Annotated in this window: 20 protein-coding genes; 14 read left to right on the forward strand and 6 right to left on the reverse strand. The window is 46.8% G+C overall.

Annotation, left to right across the window (positions count from 1 at the left end):
• Positions 1-60 precede the first annotated feature (60 nt).
• The gene (locus D9Y29_RS14380; protein WP_241237939.1) at positions 61-2,565 is read right to left on the reverse strand and encodes a DUF5686 family protein; all 2,505 of its coding nucleotides are present in this window, start codon (positions 2,563-2,565) and stop codon (positions 61-63) included.
• Between the two features lie 254 nt (positions 2,566-2,819).
• On the opposite strand from D9Y29_RS14380, the gene D9Y29_RS14385 reads away from it, so the two are divergent.
• From D9Y29_RS14385 to D9Y29_RS14400, 4 genes are all read left to right on the forward strand, one after another.
• A complete protein-coding gene (locus tag D9Y29_RS14385) occupies positions 2,820-3,464 on the forward strand; it encodes a hypothetical protein (protein WP_206513785.1) in 645 nt (214 codons plus the stop codon).
• Between the two features lie 7 nt (positions 3,465-3,471).
• Complete coding sequence (locus D9Y29_RS14390; RefSeq protein ID WP_127129315.1) at positions 3,472-3,771, forward strand: winged helix-turn-helix domain-containing protein; 300 nt, start codon at positions 3,472-3,474, stop codon at positions 3,769-3,771.
• 153 nt (positions 3,772-3,924) lie between these two features.
• Positions 3,925-5,505, forward strand: a complete 1,581-nt coding sequence (locus D9Y29_RS14395; RefSeq protein ID WP_127129317.1) for a DUF4153 domain-containing protein — start codon at positions 3,925-3,927, stop codon at positions 5,503-5,505.
• Positions 5,506-5,531: 26 nt separating this feature from the next.
• Entirely contained in the window at positions 5,532-7,001 is a 1,470-nt protein-coding gene (locus D9Y29_RS14400) for a M28 family peptidase (protein WP_127129319.1), read from the forward strand.
• Positions 7,002-7,005: 4 nt separating this feature from the next.
• On the opposite strand, the gene D9Y29_RS14405 is transcribed toward D9Y29_RS14400, so the two are convergent.
• Positions 7,006-10,557: a hypothetical protein gene (locus D9Y29_RS14405; RefSeq protein ID WP_241237940.1), complete on the reverse strand. Its 3,552-nt coding sequence runs from the start codon at positions 10,555-10,557 to the stop codon at positions 7,006-7,008.
• 102 nt (positions 10,558-10,659) lie between these two features.
• Between D9Y29_RS14405 and D9Y29_RS14410 the strand changes: the two genes are divergently transcribed.
• Complete coding sequence (locus D9Y29_RS14410; RefSeq protein ID WP_127129323.1) at positions 10,660-11,301, forward strand: MBL fold metallo-hydrolase; 642 nt, start codon at positions 10,660-10,662, stop codon at positions 11,299-11,301.
• A gap of 3 nt (positions 11,302-11,304) precedes the next feature.
• Here D9Y29_RS14410 and D9Y29_RS14415 read toward each other — a convergent pair whose 3' ends face one another.
• Both D9Y29_RS14415 and D9Y29_RS26910 read right to left on the reverse strand, forming a co-directional pair.
• Positions 11,305-12,834, reverse strand: a complete 1,530-nt coding sequence (locus D9Y29_RS14415; protein ID WP_127129325.1) for a lipopolysaccharide biosynthesis protein — start codon at positions 12,832-12,834, stop codon at positions 11,305-11,307.
• 111 nt (positions 12,835-12,945) lie between these two features.
• Complete coding sequence (locus D9Y29_RS26910; RefSeq protein WP_277601126.1) at positions 12,946-13,080, reverse strand: hypothetical protein; 135 nt, start codon at positions 13,078-13,080, stop codon at positions 12,946-12,948.
• 61 nt (positions 13,081-13,141) lie between these two features.
• Here D9Y29_RS26910 and D9Y29_RS14420 point away from each other — a divergent pair, with 61 nt between their 5' ends.
• On the forward strand, positions 13,142-13,801 hold the full coding sequence (locus D9Y29_RS14420; RefSeq protein ID WP_127129327.1) for a hypothetical protein: 660 nt from the start codon (positions 13,142-13,144) through the stop codon (positions 13,799-13,801).
• Between the two features lie 130 nt (positions 13,802-13,931).
• Here D9Y29_RS14420 and D9Y29_RS14425 read toward each other — a convergent pair whose 3' ends face one another.
• Complete coding sequence (locus D9Y29_RS14425; RefSeq protein WP_127129329.1) at positions 13,932-14,984, reverse strand: sensor histidine kinase; 1,053 nt, start codon at positions 14,982-14,984, stop codon at positions 13,932-13,934.
• A gap of 9 nt (positions 14,985-14,993) precedes the next feature.
• On the reverse strand, positions 14,994-15,677 hold the full coding sequence (locus D9Y29_RS14430) for a response regulator (RefSeq protein ID WP_127129331.1): 684 nt from the start codon (positions 15,675-15,677) through the stop codon (positions 14,994-14,996).
• A gap of 162 nt (positions 15,678-15,839) precedes the next feature.
• On the opposite strand from D9Y29_RS14430, the gene D9Y29_RS14435 reads away from it, so the two are divergent.
• The 8 genes from D9Y29_RS14435 to atpH all read left to right on the forward strand — a co-directional run bounded on the left by D9Y29_RS14435 (position 15,840) and on the right by atpH (position 24,462).
• A complete protein-coding gene (locus D9Y29_RS14435) occupies positions 15,840-18,056 on the forward strand; it encodes a hypothetical protein (RefSeq protein WP_127129333.1) in 2,217 nt (738 codons plus the stop codon).
• 36 nt (positions 18,057-18,092) lie between these two features.
• Entirely contained in the window at positions 18,093-19,901 is a 1,809-nt protein-coding gene (locus tag D9Y29_RS14440; RefSeq protein ID WP_127129335.1) for an ABC transporter ATP-binding protein, read from the forward strand.
• 80 nt (positions 19,902-19,981) lie between these two features.
• A complete protein-coding gene (locus tag D9Y29_RS14445; protein ID WP_127129337.1) occupies positions 19,982-20,983 on the forward strand; it encodes a virulence RhuM family protein in 1,002 nt (333 codons plus the stop codon).
• A gap of 55 nt (positions 20,984-21,038) precedes the next feature.
• On the forward strand, positions 21,039-21,242 hold the full coding sequence (locus D9Y29_RS14450; protein ID WP_127129339.1) for a hypothetical protein: 204 nt from the start codon (positions 21,039-21,041) through the stop codon (positions 21,240-21,242).
• A 645-nt stretch (positions 21,243-21,887) separates the two neighbouring features.
• A complete protein-coding gene (gene atpB / locus D9Y29_RS14460; RefSeq protein ID WP_241237941.1) occupies positions 21,888-22,982 on the forward strand; it encodes a F0F1 ATP synthase subunit A in 1,095 nt (364 codons plus the stop codon).
• 42 nt (positions 22,983-23,024) lie between these two features.
• Complete coding sequence (gene atpE / locus D9Y29_RS14465) at positions 23,025-23,273, forward strand: ATP synthase F0 subunit C (protein WP_127129343.1); 249 nt, start codon at positions 23,025-23,027, stop codon at positions 23,271-23,273.
• Between the two features lie 96 nt (positions 23,274-23,369).
• On the forward strand, positions 23,370-23,885 hold the full coding sequence (atpF, locus tag D9Y29_RS14470) for a F0F1 ATP synthase subunit B (protein WP_241237942.1): 516 nt from the start codon (positions 23,370-23,372) through the stop codon (positions 23,883-23,885).
• A 13-nt stretch (positions 23,886-23,898) separates the two neighbouring features.
• The gene (gene atpH / locus D9Y29_RS14475) at positions 23,899-24,462 is read left to right on the forward strand and encodes an ATP synthase F1 subunit delta (protein ID WP_127129345.1); all 564 of its coding nucleotides are present in this window, start codon (positions 23,899-23,901) and stop codon (positions 24,460-24,462) included.
• The last annotated feature ends 1 nt before the right edge of the window (position 24,463 follow it).

Here is a 24,463-nt window from a genome sequence, read left to right on the forward strand (position 1 = left end):
CGCCGGGAGGCGAGTGACTGCCGACTCTCCGCCCTTTTTAGTCAGCACCACTTTATTTTTTTAGAATGACAGTTTGAAGCTGAAGAACACACCGAATTTCTTCACGTTCTCTTTCGGCAACGGTGTGGGAGATACCCTCCACAGGAAATCGAGGCGGAAGAGTTTGAAGATATTGTCAACGCCGGTTCCGATCTCCACATAAGGTTTACCATCCAGCAATTCGAAAATATAAGGTGAACCCACAGGCATATTGTATGCTTTATTCTCATCGCTCAATCCTCCCCACAATGCTTTGGCACTCCAGAACTGACGGAACTTGAATTTACGCGTCAGCGGAAGGAAGCGGAAAAGGCCGGGTCCGATATTATGCTCCACATTCACACCCGCATAGCGGTCGTGCAGGTATTCATAACGGTTCATCAGGTTGAACGCATATTTGTTGTAATAGTAGATCTCGTTGCCTGGTGCTACATCCAGCATCATGTATGGCAGCTTGCCGTATGTGCGGCCTGCAAATACATTGTAGTAAAGCGTTCCGAATGGCGGGATCTTGGCGTAATCGGAAACGCTTGCGTTCAGTTTATGGTAATCGAATCGGCTGTTGAAGACGCCGCTCACACCTCTCGTGTAACGGAACTCCACGATGGGGAAGTCGCTGCCCAGGCTATAACGGTTGAAAGTGCTTTCCAGGAATTTCTCAAGATAGGCGTAACGCAGGCGGATGGAGAACTCGGCCGTTTTGAGGCTGCTGTCTTTCACGCTGGCTGCAAACATGCTCTTATAGGGAAGGTTGGCAACAGGATCGAATTCCTTGTGCGAACCTGAAACAGTTACGGAGAGGCCGATCTTTGAATCCCTGAAGAATTCCAGTTTGCGTTCGTCCATCATCAGGAACTTGATGGGTACGCCACTCTTGCGGATGGCGAGCGCAAAGATATTATCCTGGCTGATCTCGTCGTAGTACTGTTGTCCTCGATCGAAATCGTGACGCACCATCCAGCTCACGTAAGTTCTCGGGCTCTTGTCGAAGAACCAGCGGCCGTCGAACTGGTATTTGAATTCCTGGTCTTTGAAGCCATATGCGAGATAACCGTGCAGGAAAAGGTTCTTGTTGAAATATTTATTGGTGCCCAGATCGAAGCGGGTCCTGAATCCTTCCTGTTGGTTATAGGTGATCCAGTTGTACCAGGGGCCGATCTCATAATTGCCTATATTCCTGTAGCCGGTCACCAGGAAATTAACGGTTTTGGCTACACGCCGGAAGGCAGGCAGGCTCAGCAGGGTATCGATGGTTTTGTACAACGCTTGCTCGTGTTTGCTCAGGTCTTCATGGCGGGCTTCCACCCAGAAGCTGTCTGGCACTTTCATGGCTTCAGGAGGCATCACGGTCTCTTCCAGGATACTGTTCTTGGCCAGTTCGTTGAGAACGCTGCTGTCGTTCACGATTACATTTTCGTAGGTGGTGCTTTTGCGGCCAATGGCGGAGAGGTGCTTGTCGCCGGTGAGCGACATATCCACCACAAATTTATCGCGGCTGAGGAACCATGTGGAATCGTTGATCAGTTTGAATTCCTGGATGAGACTGAGCTTGTCCACGAAATTGATATTTGCATCTTTTGTGAGGCGCAGGTTCATTTTTTGGATGGCCCAGGTAGGATCATGCACCCAGCAGTCGCCCTCGAAAGTATTTTCTCCTTTTCGTTTAGGCGTAAAGGTTACGTGAATGAGCCGCTGGTTATTTACATACTGGGTGTCCAGTACGCGGAAACGGTAATAATTATCGCCGTTATCACTGATCGGGCTTACAAACTGTTTGTCGAATACCGGGATAAAATTGGAATAGAAGTTAATGTTCTGGTCCATGCCCCCGAGGAGCTTACCCACGCTCTCGTTATTGACGCCGATGGTTTTGATGCCTTTGAATACTTCCCGGCGTTTTTTGGGCGATTTCTGGTAATAGTAGTCGGATATAGCTTCCGTAAGGTATACGGGAAGGAAGGTATTGCCTTCTTCGGTGGTATCGATATTGTTGAGTACAAATTTGAATTGCTTCACGAAGGGCAGCTTTCCGAATTTATCTTTCTTGATATTCTTCAGGTCTATCTCCAGTTTGTTGTAGAGTTCGTAGGAGAAGTTCTGAAAGCGGTAACGGTCGTTCTTTGGTTTGTGCTTAACGATGCGTTTCCACATGAGGTAGCCGCGATCGATCTTTTGCCTTACCACTACTTCTTCCACAAACTTGCCCCGTTCCAGCATAATGGTAAGGTCCAGCACACCGTTCTTTTCCTTACTGACGAGTGCGGAGTCAATTACCAGGAAGAAGTCCTGGAAACCAACATAGGTAACTTTGATGGTATCTGCGGGCCATTGATCGAAGCGGAAGATGAAGGCGCCGGAGGAGTCGCTGACGCCACCGTTACCTCTTTTAAGGAATTGCATGGATGCGAACGGTACGCGTTCGTCGCTATGTGCATCTTTAATGATCCCTCTGAGGATCTTCGTTTGTGCCTGTGATATACCCTGAAGGCAGAGCAATAAAACTATCAGCGATATACAGCCTCTCATACTTTGTTTTTCCACGGACTTGATTTGATCTTGTTCAAAAATACGTCAATGCCTTTAATCATATCTTGTTAAAAGTGCATGAATGGTGGCGTACCATCTTTTAACATAACCTAAAGGGCCGGGCTGGGGCCATTTTGAACGCAGCTACCCGGGTTTTAGTATAACAACTGAAAGCAGAATTTCCCTCATATCGGGAGAAAAAAACTTGCAGATATGAAAAACTTATTGCTACTTTGTATCACAAAGTGCTTTTTATGACATCAGAACACCAATCACTGGATGCTTTACAGGACATTAAACGGATGATGGAACGCTCGTCCCGTTTTATATCACTGAGTGGATGGAGTGGTGTAAGCGCTGGTATCTGTGCGCTGATCGGCGCCTGGTTTGCCAATAATACATTGGCGAATTTGCAGGGTGGCGATATTGAGCAGTATTCCAAAACGCCCATCATTATTTCCAGGATCCAGGTATTCCGTGAACTTATCATCATTGCGATCTGTACCTTCGTGGCCGCAGTTATAAGTGCTTTCTTTTTTACCTGGATCCGGTCCAGGAAACAGAAAACACCCTTATGGGATCGCACGGTACAGCGGCTCATGTGGAATACCGTCCTTCCACTGGGCATTGGTGGAATAGTGATTTGGCGTTGTCTTGAACTCGGATATTTTGAAATGATCGCTCCAGGTTGCCTTATCTTTTACGGACTGGCGCTGGTAAATGCATCCAGGTACACCCTGGGCGAGATCCGTTACCTGGGGTACGGACAGTTGATCCTGGGACTGATCAATCTCTACAGTCTTGGCCTGGGGCTGTATCTCTGGGCCATCGGATTCGGCGTATTGCACATCGTATATGGATTGGTGATGTGGTGGAAATACGAACGAATCAGTCAATAAGCATTGCATGAAGAACCCAATTGAACATCTCAATAAAATTTTCGATAATCGCGTACGCCTTGGGGTGATGAGTACTCTTATGGTGAACGAAGAGATCAATTTCAATGATCTCAAACAACTCATGGATGTTACCGACGGAAACCTGGCTTCCCATCTTTCCACACTCGAAGAACATGGGTATATCAAAGTGCATAAAGGATTTATCGGGCGAAAGACCAATACCACCTATTCTATTACCAAGGCGGGAGAGAAAGCATTCAAAGAACATATCGAAGCGCTCGAAAGCATGATCAGGGGTATAAAATAATTTTTTTGTCATTTCACTTTGAAATACAAAGTACTTTTTAATATGCTTAATAAATTTTCATGAGAAAACTCCGGCATGTGATTACCCTGACCCTCAAAAGGAAAACAAACTGCCGGTGCGCCAAGGCCGGCAGTAATTTCTAAAATTCATTGTATGCAAAATAATCCAACAGCTATCCGCTGGGTATTGGCCGGCGGTCTGCTCTTCAGTCTTGTGTTCTTTCATGAGAAACTGGCCTTGAACCTTGTACTGTTCGATCTTTTTATTCTGGCAGCATTATTCCTTCAATACGCCGAAGCCAGGCAAAACGCTGCGGTGAGATGGTTTGCACTTGGCCATCTCACCAGCCTGGCTATGCTGGTGTTGCACAACACAGCGCTGAGCGTGTTCGCCTGCGTTATCACACTGGCGCTCACGGTGGCGTATGGATTATACCTGCACAGAAGTCCATGGTATGCCGGTGCTTCAGGGATCGCCAATATTCTTGTGAGCCCTTATCTTTTTTTCAGGGACCTGTTCGCAAATCAAAAAAGAGAAAAGAGGAAAAGAAAATGGACGAAGCTGGTCCGCTTCGCTATCCTTCCTGTTTTCCTGTTCCTGTTCTTTTTCGGCATCTACTCACTCGGCAACAGTGCGCTGAACCAGTTCACTGAAAAACTGGTCAACGAAATTTCACGGGCACTCGAAAGATTCATCGAAACCTTTTCCTGGGGCCGGTTCCTGCTCCTGCTGCTGGGACTGATGGTCTCTTCTGCCTTATTGCTTAAAAGACAATCACGCTATCTTTCCGAAAAGGACCTTGCACACAGGGACGACCTCCAAAGAAAGCGCATCACCTGGGCTGTGAGAAGCCACAATCCCTTTTACAACCTGGTAGCCACTTTCATGGGTAAACTGGCAACGGGAATAATGGCGTTGAAGAATGAAAATACAACAGGACTGATCAGCCTTTTATTACTGAATGCCCTGCTGCTGGTTGTGAATATCCTCGACCTCAATCATATCTGGCTCAATTACGATCACTCCAATGAGCAGCTAATGTCACAACTGGTGCATGAAGGCACTTATGTGCTTATCTTCTCCATTGTGATGGCCATGATGGTGGTGCTGTTCTTCTTCAAAGGCAACCTGAATTTCTACAACAGGAACAAATGGTTGAAGTACGGCGCTTATTGCTGGATCATTCAGAATACTTTCCTGGTAGCTTCGGTATTTATGCGCGACCTCTACTATATCCAGTATTACGGGCTTGCCTATAAAAGGCTGGGTGTGTTGTTCTTCCTGTTGTTGGTGTTGATCGGACTGATCTCTGTTGCGCTAAAAGTGAAAAACAGGAAAACGAATTATTACCTGCTCCGGGTGAATGCAACAGCTGCGATAGTAGTACTGGTAATGGCCAGTACAGTGCATTGGGACGAACTGATTGCCGGTCATAATCTGAGCAGGAAAGATAAGCTGGAACTGGATGTACCCTTCCTGCTCACTTTATCTGATAAGACCATTCCTCTCCTGGAAAAGAATATCGCCTTCCTGCAGCAACTGGAAGACAAAGCGCCGCCAAAAGTGGAACGTGATTTTTATGACGCGGGGTCCTGCAATGCCTGTTTTGTTGAGCAATTGAAATACAAAGAAAAACAGTTTCTGAAAAAACAATCTGCATACTCATGGCTTAGCTGGAACTATGCAGACAGCTACGTGAAACGATATTTGGCTTATCTTTCAACATCACATTGAATCATTTTTTCAATTAATGTTGACTCATGAAGAAACACGTATTGCTGTTCACATTGCTCACAACCGGAGTGTCGGGCATTATGGCGCAGGATGGCTTGCAAACTGTATTTCAATCCATCAATACCGAAGTATTGTCCAATTCCAAAGCATATGAAACACTGAAGGAATCCACTCTCAGGATCGGTCATCGTCTTACCGGTTCTGCCAATGGAAAGAAGGCCGAGCAGCAGGTGTTCGATCTTCTTAAATCTTACGGTTACCAAAATGTAAGGTTTCAGCCATTTGAAGTGGAGAGCTGGAGCCGCGGCCATGTTCATCTCGATCTGCTCAGTACTTCAGGGGAAAAGATCGAAGAGCTGAAGGCAGTCACGCTGGCCCACTCACCTGTACGTGTAAGCGAATCTGCTGAAATTGTTGATATGGGCAGCGGCCTGGAAGAGGATTACCTCGTCAATCCGGGAAAAGCGAAAGGTAAGATCGTGCTGGCCTCTCTCTGGCTTAGCGCCGGCAGCAAGCCCGGTACACAAAACCTGCATCGCTCGGAAAAAACAGCACTCGCCATTAAATACGGAGCAAAGGGTATTATGTTGTTCAATGGTGTGAAGAATGGTGTTCTGCTCACCGGTACCGCTTCTGTTACAGGAAGGCTCAATCCGATCCCAGCAGTGTGCATCACCAATGAAGATGGCCTGCGGTTGAGGGAGATGCTGAAGCAGAAACAATATCATGCAAAACTCAGCATGGATAATCATAGCGGGCCCATCAAAGCACGCAATGTGATCGCCACGCTGCCCGGCACAAAATATCCCAACGAGAAAATAATTGTCTGTGGCCACCTGGATAGCTGGGACCTGGCTACCGGCGCCACTGATAATGGTCTTGGTTCATTTGCCATCGTTGATATGGCGCGTACCTTCAAGACGCTTAGCCTGAAAACTGATCGCACCATCGAGTTTGTATTGTTCATGGGAGAAGAGCAGGGGCTGCTGGGATCACGTGCATATGTAGCCGACGCCGGCAAAAGAAAAACACTCGACCAGGTGAAATACGTTTTCAATTTCGATATGTCTGCCAATGCCATTGGATTTACGGCCGGAGGAAGAAAAGAAGCGGAAGCTTTTTTCAAGTCAACCGGGGAAGCCATCAGGGCCATCGATACTGTTTTTCAGAACAAGACCAGTGCAGGTGGTGCGGGATTGCACAGCGATCATCAGCCATTCATGCTACAGGGCATTCCTACAGCCACATCGGTTACCAATATTCCTTCAGAAGTTTTCCGCTGTTATCATGCGGATTGTGATGATATAAGCCTGATCAACCGGAGTTGGATGGTTGACCAGGTCAGATTCAGTACGATGTTCATTTATGCTATCGGCAATGCGGCGGAGCTGCCTGCCAAACGTATGGACGATGCCACAACCAAGCAGTTCCTGATCGATAATAAGCTCAAAGAGGCATTACAGATCGCGGGAGACTGGAGATGGATGGGAGAATAAGATCTTAGAAATCCACTCCCATCGCAAAATGTAAAATGGGCTTGCCACCAAAAAAGCGGCCCATTTCCCATCCTGCATCCAGGCGAAGGAAATAACCCAGTAACATACTGCGCACACCAAATCCGTAAGTACCGGCGAAAGGCCCGATACCACCGGCTTTGCTCTTCAGGTAAGTGAAGTCCGGTAAGTTGGGGTCCGAAGGATAAGTGAGCGATGGCCTTGATAATTTATTGTACTCTCCATTCCAGGCGGTGCCCAGGTCAAAGAACTGGATAACCTGGAAATTGCGGACGAAGGCATTGTTGATCGGCCTGTTGATCAGCGTGGAGAATACAGGGAAACGAAGTTCACTGTTGATCACAAGTGCATTGTTGCCATTCGCGATATTCTGTTTGAAGCCGCGGAGATTCACTGCCAGCGATTGATACGCATAGGTTGGGTCCTGTGGTTGAGGCACAGGATAGTATTTGGGGAATAACCAGCCGTCTGACCCGCCGAGATAATAGATGATCTTCTTATCTCCGAAACTCATGTCACCTGCACCACGAACAGCCCAGATGAAGTTCCTGTAGATGGGGAAATAATAACGGGCATCGAAGCCGATATTAGTGGTCATCCTTCCCGTTTTCTGCGTATTGGTAGCCTTGTCTTCGGGCTTATTCACCTGAGCATTCAGGTCGGCATAGATCTTATAACGAAGCCCATTGAGGATATTGGTTGCTTTCTGGATAGAATTATCGTACACATATTCCAGTCTGGATACAGCAAAGGTCTGGTTGGCGATCTCCGGAGAGTCCAGTGAGATCTCTGCGCCCTGGCGCCAGTCTGTGCGCAGGAATACCTTGTCTGTGCGGATGCCGGCGGAGAGGCGGAGGCTACGGACCCTGTCGAACGGATATTTGATCACCGCCTGGTAGAGGTTGGTGAAGGATTTGGCTTCCAGGTTCAGGAGGTTGCCATTCACCAGCGGCACCTGGCCGATTTCTGTTTTCCTGTAATACAGGAGCGAGAAGTCGAGCCTTTTCTTCAGGTAATCCACACGGGCGAACCATTCGCTGCCACCATCGAAGAGCGACTGGTTAACGGGAACATAAATTCCTGCTCCGCCGGTACCGATAGAAGCGCCGCCACCCGAACCAATACCACCGATCAGCGGTAAACGAAATGCACCTGTGAAGCGGATATCTTCAAACAGGTCGAAGATGGAGGCCTTGATCATACCGTTGAAGGAAGAACCGTTCTGCATGGACACAGGCAATGAGCCGGTATAGATCTGGTAACGGCTGATCAGTACATCGTTATTGAAACCTCCGGACACATTGTCTACGGAGAATTTGAGTTTATAATCGAAGAGCTTGGCCTTTCTGAGGATGGGCTCTTTGCCAACGGGTTCTTCACCACCGGTATCGAAGATGCTGGCAATGCGTTGTGCTGCAACGGCACTGTCCTGGGCAGTGATGGCCCTTGCCGGTTCTGTAACAGGCGGATTGGTGGGTGGTGGTTCTTTTTCGAAGCCAGTTTCAAAGGCATCGTTCTTTGTAGTATCGCGGTTGCCCGGCGTTTTCAGTTGGATGGCGTGACCGGCTGAAGCCCTGGTTGCATCCTGTCCGAGAATGCGTTTACGGTATTCCGTTGGTTTGGGATTCACGTTCCTGCGCCTGAGGGCGGTTTCGTCTATGCGGAGGCGGTAGAGGAATTTGAGATTGCCCTGCTGCCTGGTTTCGCTGATCATGCCTTTATCTCCCGCGATCTTTGTTTCCAGCAGGTTGCTGGCGTAGTTGGTGATGGGAAATACATAGGCGGAATCGTTGGTCATGGAGAAGGAGAACATGCTGTCTGGTTCGTTCTTGCCCCATGCTTTGAGGGTTGAGTCCAGCACCAGGGGATCCGGGTTGCGGAGGATCTCATCGCCCACAATGAAAACCGTGTCTGCACCAGCACGCACTGTGTGGAAGAAACCGGCAAAGCGGTTAGCGATACCCGTTTGGTCGCTCACAAAAGTGAAGTGAGACGTATTATACTGCATCGGGTATCGGGCATTGCCGTACTGCATATTGGTGAGCTGGCTGATCTGCCTGAATTCGCTCCTGTTCCAGTTGTCTGCCAGGAAAATATTGTATCGGTTATTGGGGACCGTTGTATCATCTGATTTCAGGTCGAAGCTGCCGCTGGGCCTGTTGGAAGAGAAGATGATGCCTGTTTTGCTGGGGAAGGCCACAAATGAAGGATCGAGATCGGAGTATACATCGTCTGTGATCTGTTCGTAGCTGTCTGAGTCGATCTTGTAAATATAGATATCCGTCTGGCCGTTCCTGACAGCGCTGAGGAGAAGGGTATTATCGTCCAGGCCGTATTTGAAATCGAGTATTTGTTCAAAAGGGGAGATTTCCTGTTTGATCCTTTTGAAACGGACCACGCCATCGTACACAAAGAGATGTGTTTTCCCTTCTTTCCAATAGATGCAGGCCAGTTTGGTGCCTTTGCCATTCCAGGCGAGCAGCGGATAGTTGGGGTTCACTTCGTTCTCATTGCTTTTTACACCGCTTTTCAGCAGTACTTTCCTGTCCACCATATTTTCCCAGAGCACTACCTGGTGCTGGCCTTTCACGTATTCCACTACGGCATAGGTCATGCTGCGGGGAGCTGGATTACCGGTGAAGCGGAAATAGTCCCTGTTGTGCTTCACTTCTTCCACTACGGTAGCGGCCCCTTTGGGTGCGTCACGGCGGCCTTTGAGATCGGCATAATATTTTTCGGTGGTCTTGTCCATGAAGTCTTTCAGTACATCCTTGAATTTTTTCTTGGCAATCCTTTGTGAGGCGGTATTGAGATTACGGTAAACACGGGCGAGATAGAGGAAGTAGGTTACATTTTCTTTCTTGTAGGTTTCCGCGATATAGTTCCAGAAAGCGTGGCCTGCAAGCATTGGCTTCTCGAAGGCGAACTGGTAGAAGTTCTTGTATTCGCCGGAGAGGAGAGCGAGCTTGAGTTCATTATCGAGGTCTGTGCTCCAGGCTTCGCCGGCATATTCAACGTATCCGTCTACCAGCCATTTGGGAAGATCGAGCAATGCCTGGTTGGCGGCGAACTCTCCAAGATCATCTCCAAAAAGCAGGTTGTCTACGAGGATCTTTGCAATGCCCTGACGGATCTGTTTGCGGAGATGCTCATGGTTGCCATCGAAATAAAGGATCATCTTGTTGTTCACCAGCTTGGTGATGCCGCCGGTGGTTTGCCAGTCCATATTGAGGCCGATATTGGATTGCTGCAGTTCATCGAACGTATTGTAGATGGCGATATTGGCGCGGCGTTGCAATCCGTATTCAACAAATTGCTCCATAGCGGGAAGTTCTTCTTCGGCTACCTGTGCTACAAAGTTGGCAATGGTTTTACCATTGTCGTAGAAGTAAGTGTTGAAGTTGGTGGACTGATAATACTGCCACTTGAATTTCCTGAACTGAACGCGGTTCTTTCCAAACTCCACAGTATTGACCTGGGCGGTCAAATCAACATATAGCAGCATTGTAGCAAGGAATACGAAAAATACTTTTCTCATTGGCTTAATCTGTTGAAATTCCATAGCCTCTCATTAATCTTTTAAAGTTAAAACAATCCGTATTACCGAAAAAAAATACAATTTGCGCAAAACCGCGCCACCATGCTTACTATAAAGAAGTTCTCATTCAACCCGCTTCAGGAAAATACCTATGTGGTGTATAATGAGCAATCCGATTGTCTGATAGTTGATCCCGGCTGCTATTTCGAAAACGAACGCAATGAATTGAAACAATTCATTGAACAGAATGGTCTCCGGGCTAAATATTTGTTAAATACCCATGGTCATTTCGATCATGTTTTTGGCGATCAGTTCGTGTTCACCACCTGGGGGTTGAAGCCACGCCTGCATGAAACCGAAAAGGCCGTATTCGACAGGGCTTTGTTGGCTGCGGAACGGTGGGACATGAGCTTTGAACCCTATTCCGGGGACGTAATCTTTTTACGCGAATATGATACCATACGGTTGGGTACTGACCAGTTAACGGTGCTCTTCACTCCCGGCCATTCCCCCGGCCACATCAGCTTCTACTGCAGAGAGCAGAACTTCATACTGAGCGGCGATGTGTTGTTCCGCGACAGTATCGGCCGCACAGACCTTCCCGGCGGGGATTTCAATCAGCTGGCCGAAAGTATTAGAACCCGTTTGTATGTGTTGCCCGATGAAACCATCGTTTATTCCGGCCACGGACCTGAAACCCGGATCGGGTACGAAAAGCAGCATAATCCTTTTGTACTGGGATAGACCTTATCTGGTTGCCGGCCCGGCAAAGAATTTTCCTACAAGAGGGAGGCGCGCCAGCTCCTTTCTTTCCACTTTCATGATCAGCAAAGTGAACAGGAGGAAGAATAACAGTCCTGTACCGTAGTAGGTTATTTTGTAATACGAGCTGTGCGGGTCCAGGTTACGGGCAATCACTTCATGAAGGATATACATCAACGTTACGATCACCAGGTATGTGATCAGCTTCTTCTTAGCGTAGGGGATGGGGTAATATTTTTGTCCCAGTACATAGCTGATGGCCATCATAAAGAAATAGCAACAGAAAGTGGCCCAGGCTGCTCCTGTGTATTTGAAATGCGGGATCCACCAGATATTGAGTAAAATGGTGATTACTGCGCCGGCGATAGTGATATACGCGCCGGTCATATTCTTGTTGGTGAGCTTATACCAGACGGAGAGGTTGTAATAAATGCCCAGGAAGATACTGGCCATGCTCAGCACCGGCACAATATGCAGGCCTTCGGCATACTCCGGATGTTTGCCAGCTATCAATACTTTCCAGGCATCCAGGAAGAGTGCGATGAAGAGGAACATGAAACAGCAGGCAATTACGAAGAATTTCATCACCCTGGCGTACATGCGCTGCGCGCCTTCATTCCGGCTCTGATTGAAGAAGAAAGGCTCGGCCGCCATCCGGAAGATCTGGATAAAGATGGTGATCAGCACGGCCAGTTTGTAGTTGGCGCCAAATACGCCCAGTTCGAACTCGCGTTGCGAAACAGTGGCCGTTGACACTTTCTGATAAACCAGCCTGCTCAGCATTTCATTGATCATTCCCCCGAAACCAACAATGATCAGCGGGTAACTGTATTTCATCACCGCTTTCCACAATTTCATATCGAACTGGAAACGGAAGGAAGTAAACTCTTTATATAACAGCAATAAACATACGGCGCTGGCAATTACGTTGGCGATGATGAAATAGCCGATACCGATCTCCGGTCTGTACAACTGGCCAAGAAAAGTATAGGGATCAGCTTCGCGTGCGGGTTTGGCTACATAGAAGAAGAACAGCACAATGGCAACGTTCAGCACTACCGTTACCATATTGATGAATGCATATTTGCGCGGCCTTTCTTCCTGCCGTAAACGCGCCATGGGTATGGTATAGAGCGTATCGAAGAAAACGATCCAGATCATCCAGGTCACAAATTCCGGGTGTCTTTGCATCCCGATAAAACTGGTCAGCGGTTTCTCGAATAAAAAGAGAAGGGCGGTGAACAGGATAGTGGTAATGATAACGGATACGTTGAGGGTATTGTACAGTTTCTGACGGTCATGGTCCTGCGCAAACCGGAAATAACTGGTCTCCAGACCATATGTAAACAAGATGTTAAGGAAGGGGATAACTGCGTAGATCTGCGTGAAAGCATAGGAACCGTTAGGGTCAAACAACTGGAACCCCAGCAGGCTGATGCCAAAGCTGAGGAACCTGCTGAATATCCTGGGAACGCCATACCAGAGGGTTTGACCGGCTAATTTCTTGATGCTCAAACGCGGATTATTTATAGATCAGCGTCAAAATTAAGGGTTCGGTTGAGAATACTGGCTGAAATTCAACTTACCGGCTTGTTGATGGCTGAATTATGCAGGGTTTATTGTCCGTTAGTTGGTGCTTAGTTGCCTGGTAATTGCCTGGTAATTGCCTGTTAGTTGCCTGTTGAGTGCTGTCGGAGTGCTGCGGAGGCTATGGAAGAGGTACCCTGATGGCATAACGGTCTGCTCAACCATTCTGTTCATTTCCTGCGGATATTCTAAACAGTTATGTATTTTTAGCCCGTTAAACCAAGTTGATAAACGTATGAAAAAACGAATCCCCTTCTTCAGCCTGATGGCTGCTTCCCTCCTTTTTAGTGCAACTTCATTCTCTCAAAGCGCTATTGAAGGTAAAGTGGAACACACGAAAGGCAACAAAGCAGCAGCAGTTATCGAGCTTCCTTATCCTGAGGAGGAAGTTGCAGATATGCTCAGTGATGCCATGGCCGCCAGAGGCGTGAAAGGCGATAAGGCCAAAGGTTTTGTTGTGTACCGCAATGTGCGGCTGAACGACAATGACCAGGACCTGAATGATATGCATTTCAAAGTGGAACGCAAGAGCCGCAAAGAAAAAGATATCACCAATGTGTACCTGATCATCGGCAAACCCAGCGAAAATATCGGACTCCGCTCAGCAGTTGATTATCACAAGATCGAAGAGGCAAAATCCTTCCTGAATACTATGGTGCCTAAAATGGAAGCACATCACCTGGAAGTGCAGATCAAAGAACAGGAAGCACTGGTAATAAAGGCTGAGAAGAAGTTCCAGTCGCTGGTGGAAGATTCTGTTTCTTATGTAGAAAAGATAAAAGGACTGGAGCAGAAGCTGAACACCAACCGTACAGACAGGGCATCCCAGGATGTTGAAGTGAAAAAACAACGCCAGACACTGGAAGCAATGCGTTCCAGGAGAAAGCCGAAATAATATCGGAGATTGGCAGTCGCTCGCCTCCCGGCGAGCGACTTCTATTTGTTCGCCTCCGGCGAACACCACGTCGCCGGAGGCGACTAAACAAAAGTCACTCGCCGGAGGCGAGCGACTGGCGACTCACTAATTACACTTCGCGTTTTGCTTCCAGAGTAAAACCGATAGTGGTCCCCACATCAGGGGTACTACGCACATGGATACTTTGTCCATGTGCTTCTATGATATGTTTACAGATGGCCAGTCCCAGGCCGGTACCGCCCTTGTCTCTGCTGCGGGCGGTATCAGTTCTGTAAAATCTTTCGAAGATGCGGTGCAGGTGTTCTTCTTCAATCCCGATTCCATCGTCGCCAATTTCAATCAGTACATGCGAGTCGTCGGTTTTGTAAACGCTGGCAACAATGGTGCCTCCGTTCTTACCGTATTTACAGGCGTTTTCCACCAGGTTGGTGAGTACCTGTTTGATCTTCTCTTTATCGGCAAACACAGTTATCGGTGCTTCACAACCTTTTTTGATAGAGGTTTTGATCTGCTTTGCCTGTGTTTTGATGGAGAGGGAATCGTAAGTTTCGCGGATCAGGTCCTGGATGATGAAATTCTGTTTGTACAATAATTGAGCGCCGCTTTCGAGTCGTGAAATTTCATCGAGGTCATTCACCAGGTTCACCAGGCGGTCTACGTTCTTGGAGGTATTCTGCAGGAACTTCGTTCTTACTTTTTCATCATCGGCAGCGCCGTCCAGCAGTGTTTCCACAAAACTCTGGATAGCGAAGATGGGCGTTTTGAATTCGTGGCTCAGGTTCTGCAGGAATTCTTTGCGGAAGGCTTCATTCTGGCGGAGCGATTCAATTTCACGGTTGCGTCTTTCACCCCATTCTTCCACGTCTTCCCTTACCTCATCGATACTTTTTTGAGGAAGGATGTATTTGAAATACACTTCCTCTTTCTTGGTGGCCTTGGTCTGGTAGATCAGTTTGTAAATGAGTTTGATCTTCCGGTAGATGAATCTTTCCAGGGTAATAATGATGAGGGAATAACTACCGGCGAATACAACGCCGAGTGAGACCAGACCGATCTTCCAGTTCATGGTGAGCACAGCGATACCGATAGCTATCGGGATCGACAGGATGCCGGCTGTGTAAGCGGCTAATTGCCGGGGAGACAGGTTTTTCGTGGAAAGCATACCACAATATTACAGATCAAACTTATAACCTACGCCTTTTACAGTTGTGATGCAGTCCACGCCGAGTTTCTGACGGACTTTCCGGATGTGGACATCGATGGTGCGGTCGCCCACAATTACATCGTTGCCCCATACATGATTGAGGATCTCGTTCCGCAGGAACACGCGTCCGGGCCTCGAAGCCAGGAGGTACAGGAGCTCGAATTCCTTTTTAGCCAGTACCACGGAATTGCCATTCACTTTCACTTCAAATTTCACCGGGTCGATCTCCAGGTTGTCTATGCGGATCACCTTGTCTTCCGGCTCATCTTTGTTGACTCTTCTGAAGAGGGCATTTACGCGGCTGACCAGTACTTTGGGACTGATGGGCTTGCTCACGTAATCATCGGCGCCGGTTTCCAGGCCTTTGATATGGGAGCTTTCATCGTTCAGGGCGGTGAGGAAAATAATAAGGGTGTCTTTGAAGGCAGGCTGGGCGCGAAGGATCTCACAAACTTCCACTCCATTCTTCTTAGGCATCATAATGTCCAGTACAATCAACTGAGGCTGGCTTGATTTGGCCTTTGCCAGGGCATCATCACCGTCTTTGGCAGTGATCACATCATACCCTTCCCGGCTCAGATTGTACTGTATGATCTCAAGGATATCCGGTTCATCATCAGCGATTAAGATCTTCTTTCCTTTAGAATCCATGTTAACAATTAATTTACGCAAAGTTAATTTACCGCTGCAAGCCACATGTAGTTAATCGATTATGAAATTGTTAACTGATCTAATACGGGAATAATTGATTTTCCGGGCGATACGGTCAATTGGTCGTATTTTTGCAGGGTATCAACGGAGTTATCGCACCGTATGAAACCATCTATATCAATCGTTATCTTATTGATCCTGTTCTGTGGGGACCTCCTTGGTCAGGGACAGGGAGCTTCCAGTTATCAGATAGCCAGGGAAAGATCCCTCTGGCACGACAATATCGATAAGGCGCAGCTGAAACTTCAACTGGAATTCGACCGCCTGCGGATCGATACGTCCACCAAATTGCAAGCGCTGGATGCCATCACCCGCCAGGTGAATGAAATACAGATGGATATCGAAACAGATTCCACCCTCAACAGCAATGATAAAGGCCGTTACCTCCGTACGCTGGAATACTTGCTCCGCGGGTATGGCGATAAAGTGAACAAGCGTGATTTCGGTCCAACCATGGGGCCTGCCCTTGTGAAAGCCTTTGAAAAAGGTATCGATCTCAACAGGAAAAAGGAAAGTATCAAACTCCTCGTTGATGAAGTGGACTATGGGATTGGAAAGATCATCGTGGATTGTTTCGAATTCTATTTTGCCGACAATCCCGGGATGGCAGGTTCCAAAGTGACCCTGCTCCGCAAGTTCATTAAACTGCATCCTGACCAGGCGCTTCCCGTGCTACGGGATAATCCCAATATATATTTTGCCGATAGTCTCATCAGCGTGGTTGCCCAGCGCGATACCCGCCGGCTCTATGATTATGCCGCAGCACGAAACAAACTGGGCGACCGTATCCGCAATCACCCGGATACCTTCGTGAACATGGTGGCAAGAATGGCCAATAGCAAGAGCGGACAATTGTATTTCCCTTTTCTCGATAATCTTCTCAAAGGCAGGATCACACTCGCAGAGATCGATAGTGTGAAAGATGATGATTTCAAATATTTCAGGCTGATGGTGAAAACGCGGATCGATTATGCTGCCCGCCTGCTTCCGCCGCTCCGCGATACCGCCCACGAAATGAAAGCCCTTACCGCCATGATGGCGAGCAAGGCCAAACAATATTTTGTAAGAGAGATCAATGCCCTTCATGATGTGAACAATTCGGCTGTACGCTTCAAAAGACTGGAAGGCCTCACACCGCAGGAACTCTATTACATCTCCGTTCTCAGTGAAGACGAACTCTATACTTCAAGTTATGTTAGCGGCGTTTACCCACGCATCTTCGAGCGGATGGCCAATCCCCGCGGCGATAGTCTCCTGATGAGCGTCCACGGCGATTACTTCCGCAAATTCATCAAGATGGCCGCCGGATACAATACACTGAACAATTTCCTCGGCACCATGGGCAAGGAAAATGCCGCCACCCTCATGCAGTCGTTTGTGATCGGTCTCGAAAAACCGAAACCGGGAGGGGACGAACTGGAAGATGCGGTGGATGTAGCCGATTCCTATAGCAGTATCATGGACAAAGACAAGGAAATGGCCGGCTTCGTGCTCAACCAGGTCCGCTGGAGTTACGAGAAAAATGTACGCGAGAACAACAAGCGCGGCATCGTGATCTACAACCTGCTCAAGATACTTTTCCAGTCCGCAGATACAACTACCAAAACCGATCTCTCCGCAGAGCTTGGCATTCCTTCGATCTATGATCAGGATTACAAAGGGCTGGTAGATGATAGCGGCCGGGTCATTCAACAAGTGTTCTTTTATGGCGATGAAGACAAGGACGGACAACTCAGCTTCATCAATTTCATGAATATGTTCCGCGGAAGAGCCGAGTGGAGGATCAATGATAAAAATCCTGAATGGGTAACTATCAATTCTACCAGGGGCAAGCCCGTTTGGATCTATGCCAACAGGCCCCTGCTTGGCGATGATGATCCGGACGAAAAAGCACAGAACAAACTCATCGCATACCTGGAAGAACGAAATCTCAGGCCTTCCGTGGTGATCCATCGCGGACATAGCTACCACCTCGCGTCCACACTCAAGAAGCTTGCGCCGACTGCTAAAATTGTGGTGCTCGGTTCCTGTGGCGGGTACAATAACCTCAATGAAGTGTTAACTATTTGTAAGGATGCGCATATCATATCTTCCAAACAGGTGGGAACGAAAGTAGTGAACGAACCTATCCTGCAGGCTATCAACAACAACCTGGTGGCAGGCCGGAATATCGACTGGATCCCGATGTGGCGCGATCTCTCCGGCAAATTCAGGAATGATGCCGCCGCCAGGGAAAAATTTGACGACTACATCCCCCCGTATAAGAACCTTGGTGCCATTTTTATCAAGGCTTATCGCAAAGCGATGGGAGAAGAGTAATTATCACACTAACAGTACCTATCTTTGCCCCCTTGTATGTCAGAAGGGAAGGAGAAAAAAATATTCAACTTTGGTTTGCTCAGAAGGGTGTTCCAGTTCGCTGCCCCTTATAAGAGAAGATTCTACATTTCGTTGGGCCTGGCGATACTACTGGCAGTATTATCACCCATCAGGCCATATCTCATACAACTTACCATCAATGATTATGTGAAGGACGGAGCTGCAGCCGCTCTCGTAGACAAGATCCGCTTCATCGATATTGTGATCTGGGTAACCGTTATCCAGATCGGGTTATTGCTGATTGAGTCCGCCTTCCGGTTCTGGTTCTCCTTCCTCACGGCCTGGCTGGGCCAGAGCGTAGTGAAAGACCTGCGTGTGAAAGTGTACAGGAAGATACTCGGACTGAACCTCTCACAGTTCGATAAAACGCCCATCGGCACCCTCACCACCCGCACTATCAATGATATCGAGGCCATCAATGATATTTTTGCTGATGGACTGATCCCCATCATTGCAGACCTCTTATCCATCATCGCCATCCTGCTTTTTATGTTCCTGAGCGACTGGCAGCTCACCCTTGTGAGCCTGGCGCCATTCCCGATACTCATTGCAGCCACTTATGTTTTCAAGGAGAGCGTGAACAAATCGTTTATCCGTGTACGTAATGCCGTGGCTGCGCTCAATGCCTTTGTACAGGAACATATCACGGGAATGCCAGTGGTGCAGGCATTTGCCGCAGAAGACCGCGAGTTCAATAAATTCAAAAAGATCAACCGCGAACACCGCAACGCCAATATCAAAGCCATCTTCGCTTATTCGGTTTTCTTTCCCGTGGTGGAAATTGTACTGGCCGTAGGCACCAGTTTACTCGTTTGGTGGGCGGCTACCCATGCCATGCAGCTCGAAGGCAAATCGGCAGAAGACCTGATCGGTAAAATGATCTCCTTCTATCTCTGTCTGAACCTGCTCTTCCGCCCGCTCCGCGTGATTGCTGATAAGTTCAACGTTCTGCAGATGGGTATGGTGGCCAGTGAGCGTGTGTTCAAAGTACTGGACAATGAAGATTATGTGAAGAAAGATGGGCAGTTTTCACCGGAACAGGTGAAGGGAAAGATCGAATTCGATCATGTGAGCTTTGCCTATGTGGATGACCGTTATGTGCTGAAAGATGTAAACTTCAAAGCACAACCCGGGGAAACTATCGCGATTGTTGGGCATACAGGCAGCGGCAAGACCACCATCATCAGTCTGATCAATCGACTCTATCATATCCAGAAAGGTGCTATCCGCGTGGATGATGTGGATATCGAAGAATTCCGGCTGGATGCGCTCCGCAAAAATGTAGGTGTAGTGCTGCAGGATGTATTCCTGTTCTCCGGTTCCGTGCTGGACAATATCACGTTACGCAACCCCGCGATCCCACGCGAAAGGGTAGTTGAAGCAGCAAAGCTGATCGGTATGCACGATTTCATCATGCAATTGCCCGGCGGCTATGATTACAACGTGATGGAAAGAGGTAGTACCCTGAGTTTGGGGCAGCGACAGTTATTATCGTTTATCCGCGCATTATTATACAATCCATCCATTCTGATCCTGGACGAAGCCACTTCTTCGGTGGACACAGAAAGCGAATTATTGATCCAGGAAGCTATCGAAAAATTGATAGCAGGTAGAACGAGTATTGTGATTGCACACAGGTTGAGCACCATCCGCAAAGCCACACAGATCATTGTGCTGGACAAGGGAGAAGTGAAGGAAGCCGGTAATCATGAGGAACTGATGAAGCTGCAGGGCTTTTATTACAAGTTGCACCAGATGCAGTTTGAGAAGCAGGTGCAGGGGTAGAGGAACGATGAATGTATTGTATTCATTTTTTCTTTGTAGTAAGCTATTATCATTGTTTTAAGGACCTGTAATTTTATACTATGGAAAAGCAGGAAATAATCATTTATAATACTTCGGATGGCAAATCATCTGTACTACTTTATGCACGTGATGGAAATGTTTGGATGAACCAGGCTCAGTTAGCGGAACTTTTTGACACCTCCGTTCAAAATATTAGTAATCACATAATTAATATATTGAAAGAGAGTGAGTTGAGTTCAAATTCAGTTGTCAAGGATTACTTGAATACTGGTGCTGACGGTAAACAATATAATGTTTCTTTTTACTCACTTGACATGATCCTGGCAATTGGATTCAGGGTCAGGAGTAAACGCGGAACTCAATTTAGAATATGGGCTAATCAAAATCTTCGACAATATTTGATCAAGGGTTTTCTGATAGATGATGAGCGTTTAAAAAATCCAGATGGTAGACCGGACTATTTTGATGAACTATTAGAACGGATTCGTGATATCAGAGCTTCAGAAAAGCGGTTTTATCAAAAAGTAAGAGACCTTTTCGCTTTGAGCTCCGATTATGATCCAACCGATAAAGCAACACAAATGTTTTTTGCTGAAACTCAGAATAAATTGCTGTATGCAGTTACGGGGAAAACTGCGGCAGAGATCATTGTAACAAGAGCTGATGCAGATAAGCCTAATATGGCTTTGACATCATGGAAAGGTGAAGTAGTTCGTAAGCAAGATATTTATATAGCCAAGAATTATTTGCTAGAGGATGAAATTGATACCTTAAACAGGTTGGTAGTAATCTTTCTTGAAACTGCAGAGTTAAGAGTTAAGAACCGTAACGCACCAACTATGGGCTTTTGGAAAGAAAATGTGGATAGGATCCTTGAATTCAACGACAAAACTGTATTGAAAGATTCCGGCAGAATAAGCAATGCCCAAATGGAAGAAAGTGTTTCTGAGATTTATGAAGTTTTCAATAAGAAAAGAAAGGAAATAGATGCTAACCTTGCTGATCTTCAAGACCTGGAGGAGTTGAACAATAAATTGGCTGCCCAAAAGAAAAAAGAGTGAGCTACAAAACGACTGTACCAATTCTTCTTCCCAAAGAAATTAGTAAATTGCATTAATGAAAGAGTATCCGAAAAAGGAGGAGCAGCATCTTCAACAAGTAAATGATCACGATGCTGAATACAAATCCCATCAGGATGTTGAAGATAAACGTTTGGAGCAGCATATGCGCTTATCTGATATCGAGAAATACAAACTTTTTCGCAGAATGTTGCGTATAGGTAAGATGCTGGCATCCGCTAAAATCACTCACCAGTCTTAATTTCTTTCTATGGACATAATGGATGATGGTCTGTTAAGGTTTTGGAAAGGACTAAACCAGAATGGAGTTTTGTACATAATGGTTGGCGGTTTTGCAGTCAATATGCACGGATATATTAGAGCGACTGCAGATGCAGATCTTCTTCTGAAGACGGTATCGTGCTTGATATAATGACTTCATTAAAAGGAGTCGATATTAGTTTTGAGGAATGCTTGAAAATGGCTTCAATTGCAGAATTGGAAGGAATCAAAGTGCCTTTTCTTCAGATTAACCATTTGAAAGTGCCTTTTCTTCAGATTAACCATTTGATAGATAACAAGAAAGTGGTAAACCGACCTAAGGACCAGTTAGATGTTATTGAATTGGAGCGTATAAGAAATCTCAGGCAGCAAAAAGGCTGATTTTCAAGTAATAGTGTTTTAAGAACATATCTGGTTTTAATTCCACTTTTTCATTTTCGTCAATTTTGTGACCACTTGCTCCTGCATTTTTCCTCATGGGCCCTCTTTTTCCCTCCTTTCAGTAAAATACTTTCAACACTCGTTCTTTTTCAGCCGTCCCCAACGTATCTTTGCGCCAAATTTAACGACAGGTATGAAGGTTAGCAGTCTCAAATCCTTTGCTGTAGCGAGTTTCAGCCTTTTTATGATTCTATTTTCTAATGTAACTCTTGCACAGCATGACCAGCATGAAGAACAGGGCCATGCCGCTACAGAAAAAAAGAAGGGTTTCGATGCCAATAAGGTGATTTTCGACCACGTTCTGGACGGGCATGAATACCATTTCATGGACGTTACCGGCGAAGATGGTCATTTGCATCCCATTTCCCTCCCGCTGCCTGTAATGCTTTACTCCCCGCAGCGCGGTTTCACTGCATTCCTCAGCTCTAAATTCGAGCACGGTCATGCAGACTATAACGGATACAGACTGGTAGATGGTAAAGTGTTCCCTGTGAACGAAGCCGGACAGATCGATGAGTCCGTAACAGTTTACGATATCTCCCTCACACGTAACGTAGTTCAGATGCTGGTGGCGCTCACCTTACTGGTGGTGATCATGCTGAGCATTGCTAAAAAATACAAAAAAGGAATTGGTGTAAAACAGGCTCCATCTGGTTTCCAGAATGCCATCGAGCCTGTGATCACTTTTGTAAGGGATGAAGTGGCAAAGCCAAACCTCGGTCATAAGTATACGAAGTATCTGCCCCTGCTGCTGACCATCTTCTTTTTCATCCTGATCAATAACCTCTTTGGCCTGCTCCCCGGATCAGCCAACGTAACCGGTAATATCGCGTTCACTGCTGTTCTCGGTGTGATCTCTTTCATTGTGATCCTCTTCAGCGGTAACAAACATTTCTGGGGTCATATCTTCAACCCACCTGTGCCTGGTTTTGTGAAGCCCATCATGGTGCTGGTTGAGTTCCTCAGTATTTTCACCAAGCCATTCGCATTGATCATCCGTCTTTTTGCGAACATGCTGGCTGGTCACATCATTATTATTTGTCTGATCTCACTGATATTCATCTTCGGAGGCATGAGTGCAGGTATCGGTTGGGGATTCTCACCCATCTCCATCGGTTTCTCTGTGTTCATCTTCCTGATTGAAGTGCTGGTAGCATTCATCCAGGCGTTCATCTTCACTAACCTCACAGCCGTGTTCATTGGCCAGGCTATTGAAGAAACACATCACCATGATGATCATGCGCACCACGATCTGCCGGATGATGCAGTGATCATTTAATAAACGTTGTCATTTTTTATCAATTCTAATAAAAACAGAAAAATGGATCTTTTAAACATTATGTTGAGCGAAGTAGCCTGGGCTAATGCCGGAGGCGCTATCGGTGCAGGTATGGCTGCAATCGGTGCTGGTATCGGTATCGGTCAGATTGGTAAAGGTGCAGTAGAAGCTATTGCCCGCCAACCGGAAGCTGCTAACGACATCCGCGCTAACATGATCCTGACTGCTGCGTTCGTAGAGGGTGTTGCCCTGTTCGCAGTTATCGCAGGTATCCTGGCTATGTTCGTTTAAACAAACATTATTACTGCATCCAACGCAAAGGGCCGAGGATGCAGTAATCTTTCAAATTCTGTTTTTAATTACTGTTGCTATTATTAAAGCTTATATATGATATTACTTAAATCCGGCATCGACTTACTTGTACCAGAAAATGGTTTATTGATCTGGACTGCGCTGGCTTTCCTCATCGTATTCTACATCCTTTCCAAATTTGCCTGGAAGCCCATCCTGAACTCCCTGAAAGAAAGGGAAACAGGTATTGCTGACTCTCTGGCTACTGCCGAAAGAGTAAAGGCTGAAATGGCCCAGATGAAGAGCGATAATGAAAGACTGCTGGCTGAAGCACGTGAAGAAAGAGCAAAACTGCTGAAAGATGCTGCGGAAACAAGAGACAGGATCATCAACGAAGCAAAAGAAAAAGCAAAAGTTGAAGCCAACAAGCTGATCCTGGATGCAAGATCTGCTATCGAACAGCAGAAAATGGCTGCCCTCACTGATGTGAAAAATCAGGTTGGTAACCTCGTTATCGAAGTAGCTGAAAAAGTACTGCGCCGCGAACTGGCCAATAAAGCTGAGCAGGAGAACTATATCAAATCATTGGCAAGCGAAGTGAAACTGAACTAATTTAATCTTTATTATGCCCAATCCACGTTTAGCTGGAAGATATGCAAAGAGCCTGGTAGACCTGGCGCTCGAAAGAAATGCACTGGAGGAAGTATATAAAGATATGCTCTTCCTGCAGAAGGTTTGTAAGAACAGTCGCGATTTCGTAAACCTGCTGAAAAGCCCTGTGGTAAAGGCCGATAAGAAGGCTGCTATCCTGGATGCTGTAACAGGCAGTGAGATCACAGAACTAACGGCTTCTTTCAACCGCCTGCTGGTAAACAAAGGCCGCGAAGGCAACCTGCCCGAGATCGTAGCAGCGTTCATAGACCAGTACAAGCAACACAAAGGAATTCAAACTATTCGTCTCACCACTGCCATTCCTGTAAGCGAAGACCTGAAGAACCAGATCGTCGCCAAAGTACAGGAGCAGGCAGGAACAAAGAATATCGATCTCACTACTACAGTGGATGAAGCTATTCTCGGTGGGTTCAAACTGGAGATCGGAGATACACTGGTTGATGCCAGCATCTCTTATGATCTGAACAAGATCAAGGCCCAGTTCCTGAACAACGACTTTATTTATAAAATCAGGTAGT

Origin of the sequence: Pseudoflavitalea rhizosphaerae, from assembly GCF_003991355.1 — a bacterium.
Taxonomy (GTDB): Bacteria; Bacteroidota; Bacteroidia; order Chitinophagales; family Chitinophagaceae; genus Pseudobacter; species Pseudobacter rhizosphaerae.